The 14,513-nt window shown below is 60.7% G+C and carries 12 protein-coding genes; 10 read left to right on the top strand and 2 right to left on the bottom strand.

What is annotated here, in order from left to right:
* Window positions 1–32: 32 nt before the first annotated feature.
* The 3 genes from ispG to prmC are packed head-to-tail and all read left to right on the top strand — an operon-like array spanning window position 33 to window position 3,154.
* Entirely contained in the window at window positions 33–1,208 is a 1,176-nt protein-coding gene (gene ispG, locus GC131_07905; GenBank protein MBI1273993.1) for a flavodoxin-dependent (E)-4-hydroxy-3-methylbut-2-enyl-diphosphate synthase, read from the top strand.
* Between the two features lie 39 nt (window positions 1,209–1,247).
* On the top strand, window positions 1,248–2,309 hold the full coding sequence (gene prfA / locus GC131_07900) for a peptide chain release factor 1 (GenBank protein MBI1273992.1): 1,062 nt from the start codon (window positions 1,248–1,250) through the stop codon (window positions 2,307–2,309).
* A complete protein-coding gene (prmC, locus tag GC131_07895; GenBank protein ID MBI1273991.1) occupies window positions 2,309–3,154 on the top strand; it encodes a peptide chain release factor N(5)-glutamine methyltransferase in 846 nt (281 codons plus the stop codon). Before prfA ends, prmC begins: the two co-directional genes overlap by 1 nt.
* A gap of 252 nt (window positions 3,155–3,406) precedes the next feature.
* Here prmC and GC131_07890 read toward each other — a convergent pair whose 3' ends face one another.
* Complete coding sequence (locus tag GC131_07890) at window positions 3,407–5,020, bottom strand: FAD-binding protein (protein ID MBI1273990.1); 1,614 nt, start codon at window positions 5,018–5,020, stop codon at window positions 3,407–3,409.
* A gap of 113 nt (window positions 5,021–5,133) precedes the next feature.
* On the opposite strand from GC131_07890, the gene GC131_07885 reads away from it, so the two are divergent.
* The 7 genes from GC131_07885 (at window position 5,134) to gyrB (ending at window position 14,104) form a co-directional block, all read left to right on the top strand.
* Window positions 5,134–5,937: a uracil-DNA glycosylase gene (locus tag GC131_07885; GenBank protein ID MBI1273989.1), complete on the top strand. Its 804-nt coding sequence runs from the start codon at window positions 5,134–5,136 to the stop codon at window positions 5,935–5,937.
* A gap of 80 nt (window positions 5,938–6,017) precedes the next feature.
* Window positions 6,018–7,973: a transglycosylase SLT domain-containing protein gene (locus GC131_07880; GenBank protein MBI1273988.1), complete on the top strand. Its 1,956-nt coding sequence runs from the start codon at window positions 6,018–6,020 to the stop codon at window positions 7,971–7,973.
* Between the two features lie 203 nt (window positions 7,974–8,176).
* Window positions 8,177–8,830 carry a hypothetical protein gene (locus GC131_07875; protein MBI1273987.1) on the top strand — a complete coding sequence of 218 codons (654 nt, stop codon included), beginning with the start codon at window positions 8,177–8,179 and terminating at the stop codon, window positions 8,828–8,830.
* Window positions 8,831–8,898: 68 nt separating this feature from the next.
* Window positions 8,899–9,975 carry an EF-P lysine aminoacylase GenX gene (gene genX, locus GC131_07870; GenBank protein MBI1273986.1) on the top strand — a complete coding sequence of 359 codons (1,077 nt, stop codon included), beginning with the start codon at window positions 8,899–8,901 and terminating at the stop codon, window positions 9,973–9,975.
* A 15-nt stretch (window positions 9,976–9,990) separates the two neighbouring features.
* Window positions 9,991–10,506 carry a prolyl-tRNA synthetase associated domain-containing protein gene (locus GC131_07865; GenBank protein ID MBI1273985.1) on the top strand — a complete coding sequence of 172 codons (516 nt, stop codon included), beginning with the start codon at window positions 9,991–9,993 and terminating at the stop codon, window positions 10,504–10,506.
* Window positions 10,507–10,532: 26 nt separating this feature from the next.
* Window positions 10,533–11,486, top strand: a complete 954-nt coding sequence (locus GC131_07860; GenBank protein MBI1273984.1) for a hypothetical protein — start codon at window positions 10,533–10,535, stop codon at window positions 11,484–11,486.
* Between the two features lie 167 nt (window positions 11,487–11,653).
* The gene (gene gyrB, locus GC131_07855; GenBank protein MBI1273983.1) at window positions 11,654–14,104 is read left to right on the top strand and encodes a DNA topoisomerase (ATP-hydrolyzing) subunit B; all 2,451 of its coding nucleotides are present in this window, start codon (window positions 11,654–11,656) and stop codon (window positions 14,102–14,104) included.
* Here gyrB and apaG read toward each other — a convergent pair whose 3' ends face one another.
* Window positions 14,105–14,497 carry a Co2+/Mg2+ efflux protein ApaG gene (apaG, locus tag GC131_07850; GenBank protein ID MBI1273982.1) on the bottom strand — a complete coding sequence of 131 codons (393 nt, stop codon included), beginning with the start codon at window positions 14,495–14,497 and terminating at the stop codon, window positions 14,105–14,107.
* Window positions 14,498–14,513: the final 16 nt, after the last annotated feature.

The raw sequence follows: 14,513 nt of genomic DNA, 5'->3' as shown, positions 1-14,513 counted from the left end.
GTGAAATTCTAACATGTTGAAAACGTTGTAATATGTCTGCAAGCCATGAAGATATCGCCCATGTCCGCCCCTGGCGGCTGATCCAGCGCCGCAAGAGCCGCCAGATCATGGTCGGCAACGTGCCCGTGGGCGGAGACGCGCCGATTACCGTCCAATCCATGACCAACACGCTGACGTCGGACGTCAAGGGGACGGTCGAGCAGATTCGCCAGATGGAAGAAGCCGGCGCCGATATCGTGCGCGTTTCGTGCCCCGACGAAGCTTCGACCGCCGGGCTCAAGGATATCGTGAAACAGGTGAATGTTCCGATCGTCGCCGATATCCACTTCCATTACAAACGCGGGATCGAAGCGGCCAAGGCCGGCGCCGCGTGCCTGCGCATCAACCCGGGCAACATCGGTTCGGCCGAACGCGTGCGCGAAGTTGTGCAAGCGGCAAAGGACCATGGCTGCGCCATGCGCATCGGCGTCAATGCCGGTTCGCTCGAGCAGGATTTGCTTGAGAAGTATGGCGAGCCCTGCCCCGATGCGATGGTCGAAAGCGCGCTGAACCACGCCAAAATTCTCGAAGACCACGATTTCCGCAACTTCAAGATTTCCTGCAAGGCCTCCGACGTTTTCCTCGCCATCGCCGCCTATCAGGGCATCGCCGAGGCGTGCGACTACCCGCTGCATATCGGCATCACCGAAGCAGGCGGATTGCGTGCCGGCACGGTAAAGAGCGCGATCGGGCTCGGCTCCCTTTTGTGGGCCGGGATCGGCGATACGCTTCGGGTTTCGCTTTCGGCCGACCCGGTTGAGGAAGTCCGCGTCGGCTATGAGATGCTGAAATCGCTCGGTCTGCGGACCCGCGGCGTGACCGTTATTTCATGCCCGTCCTGCGCGCGGCAGAATTTCAACGTGATCGAGACTGTGCGCATCCTTGAAGAGCGGCTCGCGCACATCACGACGCCGATGACGCTTTCGGTGATCGGCTGCGTCGTGAACGGCCCCGGCGAAGCAATGATGACCGATATCGGTTTCACCGGCGGCGGTAAAGGTACGCACCAGGTTTATTTGAACGGCGCGACTGCGCACCGGCTCAAGAACGAGGATATCGTTGCCCACCTTGTAAAGCTGGTGGAAGAAAAGGCCGCTTCGCTGGAAGCCGAAAAGGCGCAAGAGGCCGAAAAGGCACAGATACCGCAAGCGGTCCACGCAGCCGAGTAGCAGCTTGCCAGCGCTGCGGGCATCGGCATAATCGCCCCCATGATATCGCAAGACACCCTCAACCGCCTGCTGACCCGCTATGACGAGCTGCGCGACACGCTCGGCCAGCCGGGGCTGGCGGCCGAGAAAATCACCAAGCTTTCCAAGGAATATGCCGATCTGACCCCCGTGGCCGAGGCTATCGGTGCGCTGCGCGCCGCGGGCAAGGAGCGGGAAGATTTGCGCGCGCTCCTGAAAGACCCGGATATGAAGGCGATGGCGGCGGGCGAGCTTGAGACGCTTGAGGAAAAGTTGCCCGCACTCGAAAAGCAGGTGCAGCGCATGCTTTTGCCCAAGGATGCGGACGACGAGAAAAGCGCGATCCTTGAAGTGCGCGCCGGGACCGGCGGCGACGAAGCTGCGCTGTTTGCCGCCACGCTATTCGAAATGTACCGGCGCTATGCCGCCGTGCGCGGCTGGCGGTTCGAGGTATTGACGCTTTCCGAATCCGATCTCGGCGGCTTGAAGGAAGGTTCGGCTTCGATCACCGGGCGCGGCGTGTTCGCACGGCTGAAGTTCGAAAGCGGCGTGCACCGCGTGCAGCGCGTGCCGCAGACCGAGGCTTCGGGCCGCGTGCATACATCGGCCGCCACCGTCGCCGTGCTGCCGGAAGCCGAAGATGTTGACATCAAGATCGATGAAAAAGACCTGCGGATCGACACCTACCGTTCTTCCGGCGCAGGCGGGCAGCATGTGAATACGACCGACAGCGCCGTCCGCATCACGCATATTCCTACCGGCGTTGTAGCGGAATGCCAGGCCGAACGTTCGCAGCACAAGAACAAAGCCAAGGCGATGACGCTGCTGCGCAGCCGCATCTATGAGGCCGAGCGCAGCAAGCGCGACACCGAGCGCGCCGCCAGCCGCAAAAGCCAGGTGGGCAGCGGCGACCGTTCGGAGCGCATACGCACCTATAACTTCCCGCAAGGGCGCGTGAGCGACCACCGCATCAATTTGACGCTGTACAGGATTGATGAGATTATTGTCGGCGAAGCGCTGGACGAGGTTATCGAGGCGCTGATTACGCATGACGAAGCCGAACGGCTTGCCGAGCTGACCTGATGGCGACACTGACCAAAACCCTTTGCACTGCCGTGCGCGTTCTGCATGAAGCCGGGATCGAGGATGCCGAGCTGGATGCCAAGCTGCTCGCTTCCTTCAGCCTGAAGACCGACCGGCTCGCGCTGCTTACACAGGGCGCACGCGAACTGACACCGGAAGAACGCGCGGGCTATGCCGCGCTGATCGAGAGGCGGGCGATGCATGAGCCTGTCGGCCGCATCATGGGGCACAGCGAATTCTGGGGCCTGCCGATCGGGCTTAACCGCGCAACGCTCGAGCCCCGGCAGGACAGCGAAACGCTGATCGATGCCGCGCTCGGGCTGTTTCCGGACCACCGGCGGGAATTGCGCATGCTCGATCTCGGGACCGGCAGCGGGTGTTTGTTGCTCGCGCTTTTAAGCGAGTTTCCGCGCGCAACCGGCCTCGGCACTGATACGGCGCCGGACGCGGTCGAACAGGCGATCGACAATGCCGAAGCGCTTGGCTTGCATGTGCGTGCCAAATTCATCGAAACCGCATGGGCGAGCGGCGTGCCAGAACAGTTCGATCTTGTCGTCAGCAACCCGCCCTATATTCGCAGCGATGAAATTGCTTCGCTGATGCCGGAAGTCAGCATGCACGACCCGCGCGCCGCGCTCGATGGCGGGGCGGACGGGCTCGATGCCTATCGCGCTATCGCGCAAACCCTGCCCCGGCTGCTGAAGCCGGAAGGTTGTGCGGTGCTGGAGGTGGGCCACGACCAGGCCGCCTTGGTCGTGGAAATCATGGCCGCCGCGGGGCTGAAAAACACACGCACGCGGCGCGATTTGAGCGGCATCGAACGTTGCGTAATAGCTAACATTTAAAGGAACATATTATGCCCCTGTCTGCGGGAAGAAAAATCGGCATTGGGTTGTTATTCGGCGTCGCCGCCGTAGCGGCGGTGGGCGCCCTTGCCCTTGGCGGATTATCAGCTGCCGCCTTTCTGGCCATATCCAAAGCGGGGCCAACTGCATTCTTGTGGGGAATAGAGTTTGCGGTTGGCGCCATGCTAAGCGCAACCATTAGCGGTGGCGCCTTTATCGGGGCCCGCAGAATGTCACATACGCCGGCGCCGGCTACATAATCTGGTAATTCGGGCCGCCGCCGCCTTCGGGCACCGTCCAGTTGATGTTCTGATCCGGGTCCTTGATATCGCAGCTTTTGCAATGCACGCAGTTTTGCGCATTGATCACGAATTTCGGCGCGCCCGCTTCCTCAACCACTTCATAAACGCCCGCCGGGCAATAACGCGTTTCGGGCGAACCGTATTTTTGGTGATTGAGCGCAATCGCCTTGCTGTGTTCGATCAATTTCAGATGTGCGGGCTGATCTTCTTCATGATTGGTCCCGGAAAGAAACACGGACGAAAGCCTGTCGAAGCTTAGCGTGCCGTCAGGCTTGGGGTAATCGATGCGGCTGCATTCCGACGCCGGGCGCAGTTGCTTATGGTCGGCATGGTTGCGCAACGTCCACGGCCCCCGGCCGCGCAAAAGGAAAAGTTCCAGCCCCGAATAGATAAGCCCGGGCAACAAGCCGCATGCGAAAGCCGGGCGTATGTTGCGCACGCCGTGCAATTCATCCCACAGCCAGCTGTTTTGCAGGCGGTGCGGGTAATCCGTTACCTCCGTCTGGTCGCTGGCATGGCCGAAATGGTCGGCCAGTGCTTCGCCCGCCAGCATGCCCGATTTCATAGCGGTGTGATTGCCCTTGATCTTGGGAACATTAACGAAGCCGGCGGCATCGCCGATCAGCAACCCGCCCGGGAAGGTAAGCTTGGGCAGCGATTGCAGCCCCCCTTCGCTGATGGCGCGCGCACCATAGGCGATGCGCTTGCCGCCCGCCAGCACGGCGGCAATGGCGGGGTGATGCTTGAAGCGCTGGAATTCTTCGAACGGCGAAAGATAGGGGTTGGCGTAATCGAGCCCGACAACGAACCCGACCGAGACCATGTTGTTATCCCAGTGATAGAGCCACGAGCCGCCATAGGTCCGGCTATCGAGCGGCCAGCCGACGGTGTGCATCACCGCGCCTTGCTTATGTTTGGCGGGATCGATCTCCCACACTTCCTTGATACCGAGGCCGTAGGTTTGCGGATCGGATTTTTCGCGCAGCTTGAAACGTTCGAATAGCATCTTGGTGAGCGAGCCGCGGCAACCTTCGGCGAACACGGTTTGTTTTGCGCGCAATTCCATGCCGCGCGTGAAACGTTCGGTCGGCTGGCCGTTCTTGCCGATGCCCTGATCGCCCGTGGCCACGCCGCAAACCGCACCGGCTTCGTTATAGAGAATTTCGGCGGCTGCAAAGCCGGGATAGATTTCCACGCCCAGCTCTTCCGCCTGCGCCGCGAGCCATTTGGCGAGCTGAACCAGGCTGATGATATAGTTGCCGCGGTTGTGCAGCACGGGCGGCGTCGGCATGGGAAACGCGTTTTTCGCGGTCAGGAAATAAAAACTGTCGCTTTTCACCGGAACGCGCAGCGGCGCGCCCTTTTCGCGCCAGTTCGGAAACAGCTCGTTCAGCGCGCGCGGCTCGAACACTGCGCCGGAAAGCAAATGGGCGCCAACCTCGGCGCCCTTTTCGATCACGCATACGCTGATATCCTTGCCCTGCGCCGCGGCGGCCTGCTTGATGCGAATGGCACAGGAAAGCCCGGCAGGCCCGGCGCCAACAACCACCACATCATAATCCATCGCTTCGCGCGCTTGTTGTTCGGACACCCTGCCTCCCTGATTTGTTGGAACAAGTGTATGGCAAAATTCGCAACTCTGCAAAATCGCGCCGGGTGTGCTAAGGAATCGGTATGATGGCGAACATGCAATATCTGAAGGCCGCGCTGGATTGGCAGATCGAAGCCGGGGCCGACGAAGCGATAGACGGGGAAGCCGGGCTGCAGAACTGGAAGCGGCCAGATACCGCCCCTGCCCCCTCTGCGTTAGCCCCGACCCCTGCTGCGACCGCGCGCGCGGCACAAAGCGCGCCGCCCGTGCTGTTCCGGCCCGCCGCACCGGATGCCGCCATCAAGGCGCAGACGATCGAAGCTTTGCGTGAAGAAGTGGCCGCCTTTGACGGCTGCGCGCTGAAACAAACGGCAATGAACCTTGTATTTGCGGACGGCAACCCGCAGGCCGAAATCATGCTTGTAGGCGAAGCGCCGGGCGAGGATGAAGACAGGCAGGGCTTGCCCTTCGTGGGGGTAAGCGGTCAGTTGCTTGACCGCATGCTGGAAAGCATCGGACTCAGCCGCAAAAAGAATGTCTATATAAGCAACATCCTGTTCTGGCGCCCGCCGGGCAACCGTTCACCTACCGACACCGAGATCGCATCCTGCCTGCCGTTCGCGGAACGGCATATCGCGCTGAAGCAGCCGAAGCTTCTGGTGCTGCTTGGCGGCGTAGCGGTGAAGACTTTGCTGCGCACGCAAACCGGCATCACCAAGATACGCGGACAGTGGGCCGAATATTTGCCGCCCGGCGCGGAAAAACCGATCCCGACTCTGCCGGTTTTTCACCCGGCCTATTTGCTGCGCCAAGCGCCCGCAAAGCGCCAAGCATGGGCCGATATGGTTAAGATCAAAAAATTTATTTCAGAGCACAACATATTGATTTAGGCTAAAGGTTAACGCTTAACCATGCATGACAGTATTTTCAGCCTTGCCTGCCGGGTCCCGCCCCGGTAGTCACTTGCTCCATGAAATTAGTGAAGTTTAACTTCTCTCGTTTCGGAGCCATCACGGGTTTTATTTGCGCGCTAGGTTTGCCGCTGCTCCAAACGGGTTCTTCGATCAACACCGCCACACAAAATGCACCGCTGCCGGAACGGCACGCGGGCATCGAGGCAGGAACGGTGAGCGAAGGCGCGCGCAGTTTTTCCGTGCGGGCGCACGATCTGCTCAAGCTGGTTTCGCTACACCTGCCTTCCTTCGAAAGCGACGAGAGCCTTCCGCGCAATGCCCGCCAGCTGAGCAGCGGCGACACCGCGAAATACCGTGCGCTGTTTGAAGCCGTACGCAACGGCGACGACGACGCAATCAAGGATCTGGCCGGCGAGGTTGATAACCGCGGGCTTGTGGGCGTTGCGCTCGGGGAACGCTATGTAAGCGCCCATTGCTGTGTCGATTACAAGCATTTGCGCCAGTGGCTGAAGCATTACAGCGGCCTGCCGCAGGCGCTTACCATCTATACAAGGGCGCTGGCGCTGCGCGGCAACGCCGACCCGCTGCCGCCCGAACCGACTACCGGAAACACGATCAGGGCCCGCTTCCCCGAACGCGAGCCCAGCTTCTCCGCCACCGTGCCGCTGGCATACGAAAATGTGAAGCTGCGCAGCGACGACAAGCAACTGGCCGAGCGCGTGAACGAACTGATCCGCCTGACGCGGCCGAGCCAGGCGCTGCGCACGCTTGAAGCGGCGCTGAAGCAGCGCCGGCTCGCGCCCGCATTCGAAGCGCATGTACGCGCCGCCATCGCCGCCAGCTATTACTTCGAAGGGATCGACGATAAGGCCGTAACCACCCTGGAAGGCCGGACGGAAATTATTCCGTTAGCGCAGTGGATCAGCGGGCTGGTCGCGTGGCGGCAACAGGATTACGCGCGCGCGGACCGGATGTTCAGCGCGCTTTCGGCCAACGACGATATTGCAAGCTGGGATAGCGCCGCCGCAGGTTTCTGGGCCGCGCGGGCGCGGACCGTGCTGGGCGACGATAGCGGCGCGCGCGCCATGCTGGAAAAGGCGGCGGAGCAAAAGCGTACCTTCTACGGCATGCTGGCGCAGCAGGCGCTGGGCCACGACATAGCACTTAGCTTCGATCTGCCGCGCCTTGGCAGCAGGCAGCTGCGCGCGCTTGCGGCCAAGCCCGCGGGCTGGCGCGCGCTCGCGCTGCTGCAGGTGGGGGAAAAGGATCTCGCGGAGGCCGAACTTCGCCGCCTGCACCCGGGCAATGACGATGCGCTACAGGAAGCGATGCTGGCGGTCGCGCACGAAAGCGGCATGCCCGCGCTGCTGATGCAGCTGGGCAGCAGCATCCGCCCGGCGATGGGTGAATTTTATGACGCCGCGCTCTATCCGGTGCCGCCATGGCAGCCGGCGCAGGGCTTCGTGGGCGACCAGGCACTTTTGTATGCCATGATGCGGCATGAATCCCGCTTCGAGCCCGGCGCGAAAAGCTACCGCGGCGCGCGCGGCCTGATGCAGCTTATGCCGCGCACCGCCAGCGTCATGGCCGGCAGCAAGCTGCAAGCGGACGAAAGCCACCTGTTCGACCCGGTGATCAATATCTCGCTCGGGCAACGCTATGTCGGCCACCTCGCCGCGCGCCCGCAGATCAACAACAACCTTCTGATGCTGCTGACGGCATATAACAGCGGCCCTTCGAAGCTGGCACGCTGGATGCGCGACACGAATTACGGCGACGACCCGCTTTTGTTCGTTGAAAGCCTGCCGGTGCGCGAAACCCGCGACTATATCGAACATGTGCTGGCCAACTACTGGATCTATCGCGCACAGCTTGAACAGCCTCTGACCTCGCTGGCCGAGCTGGCGCAGGGCGAATGGCCCCGCGCCCAGTTCATGCCGGCCGTGGTCAAGAAAACCCGCGAAGTCATGGCCGCCAGCAATATCAAGCTGGCCAGCTCCATCGCCCATTAACATTCGTTACGCGCATGGTGTTTTTGTTGCGAAAACGCAACAACAGGCCGCGCAGGCACAATACATAGGCCCCGCTAACCATAGAAGCCTGCAAATAGCGGGCTTTTTCATGCATGCATGAAACACGTTGTTAACCCATATGGTTTATTGTGATTAACCATAATAGGCGTTATTATGCCCGATACGACAGCCAAGGCATTGAAATGAATCGCGTTATTGCACATTGCCTCACTGCGCGCCGCGCCCTTGCCGTTCTCGGCTTGGCGGGAATGTGTTTTGTGCTACCCGCGCCCGCACAAGCGGCGATCAGCTCAGATAGTGACGCGCTTAGTCAGGCTTTGACCAGCGGCGCAGCAACCGTTCTGTTCGCACGCGAAGACCAATCCAGCCACGGCTTCAGCCTTTCCAGCAGCTTCTTTTCCGGCCGCGCTTCGGGCAACGATACATCGGCCAACCGCGGCGTCGGCGGCCTTGGCGTGATCGGCGATTTCAGCACCGACCGTTTGGCGGAGCTGGAAGGCGATCAGCGCGTTTATGCGCTGCTGATCGATGGCAGCTATGACTTCAACTATGATTTCGGCACCGGCCTCCCGATTTCGCCTTATGTCGGCGGCGGCGTCGGCATGGCAATGGCCGATGCCCCAGTGGGCAGCCGCACCAATCTGCGCGGCGGGGATATGGTCCCGCTGTTCCGCGTCGGCGGCGGCGTGGTTTACCGCCTCGGCAAGGATTGGGACCTTTCGCTCAACTACAAGGCCGGTTTTTCGGGTGGCGATACCACCACCTTTACCGGCCGCAACCAGAACGACCAGGTCGATCTGCAAGTGCTCGATCTCGGCATGAAGTTCAAGTTCTAACCGGCCTTGCCCGGCGCGCGCGCCCGGCCTAACTTCCCCAAGACATAAATCCCCGAAGGATCACCCGCATGGCAGCGCCGACCGCACCATGGTGGCGGCCGGACGCATTCGCCCGCCGCCTGCCCTACTTGCAAACCCGCGAACGCATCGTGCAAACCACGCGTGCCTTTTTCGCGGGCGAAAAGTTCCATGAGGCGGAAACGCCCTATCTGCAGATATCGCCGGGCATGGAGGTTCATCTGCACGCCTTCGCGACCACGCTGCTAGGCGCGCAGGGCGGCCAAAAGCAGCTTTACCTGCATACCAGCCCTGAATTCGCGATGAAGAAGCTGCTGGTGGCCGGGATGCCGCGTATTTTCCAAATGGCGCGGGTGTGGCGCAACCGCGAACGGTCCGCCACGCACCACCCGGAATTCACGATGCTTGAGTGGTACCGCGCAAACGCCGGCTACCGCGATTTGATGCGGGATTGTGTGCAGCTCGTGCGCGGCTGCGCCGCCGCCGCAGGGCGGACGCGCATGCAGTTTCGCGGCATGTCATGCGACGTGACGGCGGAGTGGGAGACGCTTGGCGTGGCCGAAGCTTTTGCAAGCATGGCCGGGATCGATCTGCTTGCGACCGCCCCCGACCCGGCCAGCCCCGACCGCACGCTGCTGGCGCGCGAAGCGGAACGCACCGGCGTGCGCGTGGCGGAAACCGACACATGGGATGATATTTTCTTCCGCATCATGTTCGAGAAAATCGAACCCAGACTCGGGAACGGCAGGCCGACCTTTTTGTGCGATTACCCCGTCAGCATGGCAGCGCTGGCGCGGCCGAAGCCGGAAAACCCGCGGCTTGCCGAACGGTTCGAACTTTACATCTGCGGGCTCGAGCTCGCCAACGCCTTTGGCGAGCTGACCGACCCGGTAGAACAGCGCGCACGCTTCATCGCCGATATGGCGCTTAAGGAAAAATTTTACGGCGAGCGGCACCCGATCGACGAAGATTTTATCGCCGCGCTCGAACACGGCATGCCGCCTTCGGCCGGAATTGCGCTTGGATTCGATAGGCTTGCGATGCTTTGCGCGGGCACCGAGATTATCGATGACGTTTTGTGGGCACCTGTGGTAAATTGTGCGGGCGACGATCCTGCCTGCTCATAACCTTCGGGATGTCCCATGCCGACCACAAAAGATGAGCTGTTCGCCTTTCTCGATCAGCTCGGCATCACGCATAAAACGATTTCCCACCGCCCGGTTTTTACGGTGGAGGATGGCAAGGACGTCTGGCCGCTGGTGGACGGGCTGCATTGCAAGAATCTTTTCCTGAAAGACAAAAAGGGCAAAATCTGGCTTGTTGTGATGCCCGCCGCAGCACGCGCCGATCTTGGCCAGATCGAAAAAATCATCGGGGCCGCGCGGTTATCGTTCGGGAAGCCCGATTTGCTGATGGAAGTTCTGGGGGTCACGCCCGGCTCGGTGCCGCCTTTCGCGCTCATCAACGACCAATCGCGCAGAGTCACGCCCGTGCTTGATCAAAGCATGCTGCAAAGCCCCTATGTCAACTATCACCCGCTGCGGAACGACCATTCCACGACGATAGCCAGCGCCGATCTGCTCAGATTCGTAAATGCGTTGCATTATCAACCGCTGATCGTCAATTGTTCCGCCGTTGCGCAGAGCACCGCCGCCTGATATGACTGCTGCGAAAGTGGCAGAGCATGACCATCCGGAAAATATATTTTATTCATGAAAGCAAGGTTTTTCACCCCAGCGTCGGGCTGAATTGCACTTACTTCGAAAAACGTTTTCAGTGCGAGGAAACGAACTTCGCCGCCGCCGCACAAAAGCCCGACCTGCATGAGGCGGTTTGCTGGTACATGATGGGCTATTACCCGAAGAAGCTGCCCGCCGCACTGACCGTTCACGATTATAAATCGCTTTCCGTGCCGCCTTTCAGGCACATTAAAAACTTCATCAAACGCATCAGCAATGCCCGGCCCGATTTGCGCATCGTCACGCCCTACATCCACGACCTTGGTTATTTCAAAGACGGCGTTCCCTTCGCCTTGCAGGATATCGGCGTGCCAGACTATGTGCCCGCGCTACGCGACAAATCGCACGACACCGCAAAACCTGCGCCGGATTTCTTCTATGCCGGCGTGCTTACGCGCGAGCGCAAATCGCACCTGATGCTCGATAGCTTCGTGCGCCGTTTTGGCGCGCACAAAACTTTCTTGCTGGCCGGCAAGCAAGAACCTTGGCTGACCGAACGTTATGCGGCGTATAAAAATATCACCTTCGCCGGGCGCATGCCGCAAGACGAGGTGTTCGAGAACCTGCGTCATGCACGCGTCGCCGTTTGTTACTTCCCAACCCATTACCCGCATATCGTGCAGGTGCCAACCAAGATGCTGGATGCCGCCGCGGTGGGACAGCGTATCCTCGCCAACGATCAGGTTATGAACCGTAAAACGGCGGCAAAGTACGGGATCAACGCCTTATGGGCGCCGGCAGACGGCGCACGCATGTTCGATACCGTGCCCGAAACGCTCGATTGGCCGGATAACCGTACGGTCGATCCCACGCCGTTTTTGTGGTCGCACATGGTCGATAAAAGCGGCTTGCCGGGGCTGCTGGATAAGGCGCTTGGCGCGCGCGCAACGGCCACCTGAAAAGCGCGTTTCCTTCGGCATTTTCATATTGAAAATCAAATAGTTAGTGCAAGAAAAAGCCTTGGTATTATCGGCCGGATGGGCTACTTTACGCGCTGGTTTTCAGGGCCGATTCGCGGCCCCCAAAACAACCCGGAACCCCGATGAGCAAAGCGACCGCAAAGACCATGGCAACCGCCCCCAAGGAAACAGCCGAATCCATTGCCGAGAAAGAACAGTATGGCGCCGACGCCATCACCGTGTTGCGCGGGCTTGAAGCCGTGCGCAAGCGCCCCGGCATGTATATCGGCGATACCGACGACGGTTCGGGCTTGCACCACATGGTGTATGAAGTGGTCGATAACGCGGTCGATGAAGCGCTGGCCGGTCATTGCACCAATGTCGAAGTGACGCTGAACGCCGATGGCTCATGCACCATCCATGACGACGGGCGCGGCATTCCGGTCGATATCCATGCCGAAGAAGGCGTTTCCGCCGCCGAGGTTGTGATGACCCAGCTGCATGCGGGCGGCAAGTTCAACCAGAATTCCTATAAAGTTTCGGGCGGTTTGCACGGCGTGGGCGTTTCGGTTGTCAACGCGCTTTCCGAACATCTCGATCTGCGCATCTGGCGCCAGGGTTCGGAATGGTTCATGCGCTTCCGCGATGGCGTAGCCGAAGCGCCGCTGAAAGCCGTCGGCAAATCCGACCGCCACGGCACCGAGGTGAGCTTTCTGCCCTCCCCCAAGATTTTCACCAAGACCGTGTTCGATTTTGCCACGCTTGAGCACCGTCTGCGCGAACTTGCCTTCCTTAATTCCGGCGTCAAACTGACGTTGACGGATGCACGCGGGGTCGAACCCAAAAGCGTGCAGATGCAGTATGACGGCGGCATCCGCGAATTCGTGAAATGGCTCGATCGCGCCAAGGTCGCGGTCGTGAGCGAACCGATCACGTCTTCGAAAGAACAGGACGCCATCACGGTCGAATTCGCGCTGCAATGGAACGACAGCTACCACGAAAACATGCTGTGTTTCACCAACAACATCCCGCAGCGCGACGGCGGCACTCATTTGGCAGGGTTCCGCGCCGCGCTGACGCGTTGCATCAACCACTATGCCGAAACATCCGGCCTGGCGAAGAAGGAAAAGGTCACGCTTTCGGGCGAAGACGCGCGCGAAGGCATGACATGCGTGCTTTCGGTCAAGGTGCCGGACCCCAAATTTTCCTCCCAAACAAAAGACAAACTGGTTTCTTCGGAAGTGCAGCCGGTCGTGGCGAGCGTCATCAACGCCGCGCTCGGCACCTGGTTTGAAGAACACCCGGCGGAAGCCAAGCGCATTGTCGGCAAGGTCGTGGAAGCCGCCGCCGCGCGCGAAGCGGCGCGCAAGGCGCGCGAGCTTACGCGCCGCAAGGGCGCGCTCGATCCCACTTCGCTGCCCGGCAAGCTGGCCGATTGCCAGGAACGCGACCCCGCGCTTTCCGAATTGTTCATCGTTGAGGGCGACAGCGCCGGCGGTTCCGCCAAGCAGGGCCGCCACCGCAAGTTCCAGGCAATTTTGCCGCTACGCGGCAAGATTCTGAATGTCGAGCGCGCGCGGCTCGACAAAATGCTTTCTTCGGCCGAAATCGGCACGCTCATTACCGCCATCGGCGGCGGCGTGGGGCGCGAGGAATTCGATGTAGCCAAGATGCGCTATCACAAAATCATCATCATGACCGACGCCGACGTGGACGGCAGCCATATCCGCACGCTTTTGCTGACCTTCTTCTTCCGCCAGATGCCGGAAATGATCGACAAGGGCTATCTGTATATCGCGCAGCCGCCGCTTTACCGCATCAAGCGCGGCAACGCCAAGGAACGCTACCTGAAGGATGAACGGGCGCTTGAAGCCTATCTGACCGTCGAAGGCGTGCAGGATGTGACGGTCAAGCTGCATGACGGCAAGGCGATAACCGGCGACCCGTTGCAAAAAATGGTGGAGAAGGCGCGCAGCATGAAGGCCGCCGTGAATGCGCTGAACCAGAAGGTCGGCAACCTTGCGGTCGTGGAACAGGCGGCGATCGCGGGCGCGCTTGCCGCCGAACTGGCGGGCGATCCCAAAAAAGCGGTTGCTGCCGCAGAATATGTCGCCAAGCGGCTTGATACGCTATCGCCCGCCCGCGAACGCGGCTGGAAGGGCAGCAGCGGCCCCGAAGGCGGGCTGCAGTTTTCGCGCACCCGCCGCGGCGTGACACACAACTATGTGCTGGACGCGGCGCTGCTGCGCTCGGCCGAGGCGCGGCGGCTCGATGGCATGGCGGCCGAGCTGCAAGCATGGTTCCAGGCGCCGGGCACCCTTGGCTACAAAGACAAACCCGCAGCGACGTTGACCGGCCCGCTTTCGCTGGTCGATCAGGTGATGGAGCTTGGAAAAACCGGCGTGACGGTCCAGCGCTATAAGGGCCTTGGCGAGATGAACCCCGAACAGCTTTGGGAAACAACGCTGGACCCCGCCGCGCGCACGCTGATGCAGGTTAGAATCCACCATGCCGATACGGCGGAGCAAATCTTCTCGACCCTGATGGGGGATGTGGTGGAGCCGCGCCGCGAATTCATCCAGGAAAACGCGCTGAGCGCCGGGAACATCGATACCTGATCAGTTCAACCGCACCAGCTGATAGGGGCTATCGAGCGAAAAGGCGGGGATGACGACATCGAACGCCTCGCCGCGTTCATTTTCCATCTGGTACGTGCCGCCCATAATGCCCGAAGGCGTGGCGAGCGGCGTGCCGCTTGTATATTCGAAATAATCGCCGGGCTCGAGCGTCGGCTGTTCGCCCACCACGCCGGGGCCGCGCACCTCGTTCACCTCGCCCTTGCTGTCGGTGATGCGCCATACGCGGCTGCGAAGCTGCACCGTTTCCTGCCCCATATTCTCGATCTTCACGTGATAGGCCCACACGAAATGGTTGTCGGCCGGGGCAGACTGATCCTCCAGGTAAACGGGCCTGACGGTAATTTTGATATCGCGCGTTGTGGCGGTGTACATGGAAACAGCTTATTGC

The organism is Alphaproteobacteria bacterium, from assembly GCA_016124955.1.
In the GTDB taxonomy this organism is placed as follows: domain Bacteria; phylum Pseudomonadota; class Alphaproteobacteria; order UBA9219; family RFNS01; genus RI-461.
Note: the sequence above shows the minus strand (reverse complement) of the source record. Positions and strands in the feature narration are given on the sequence as shown.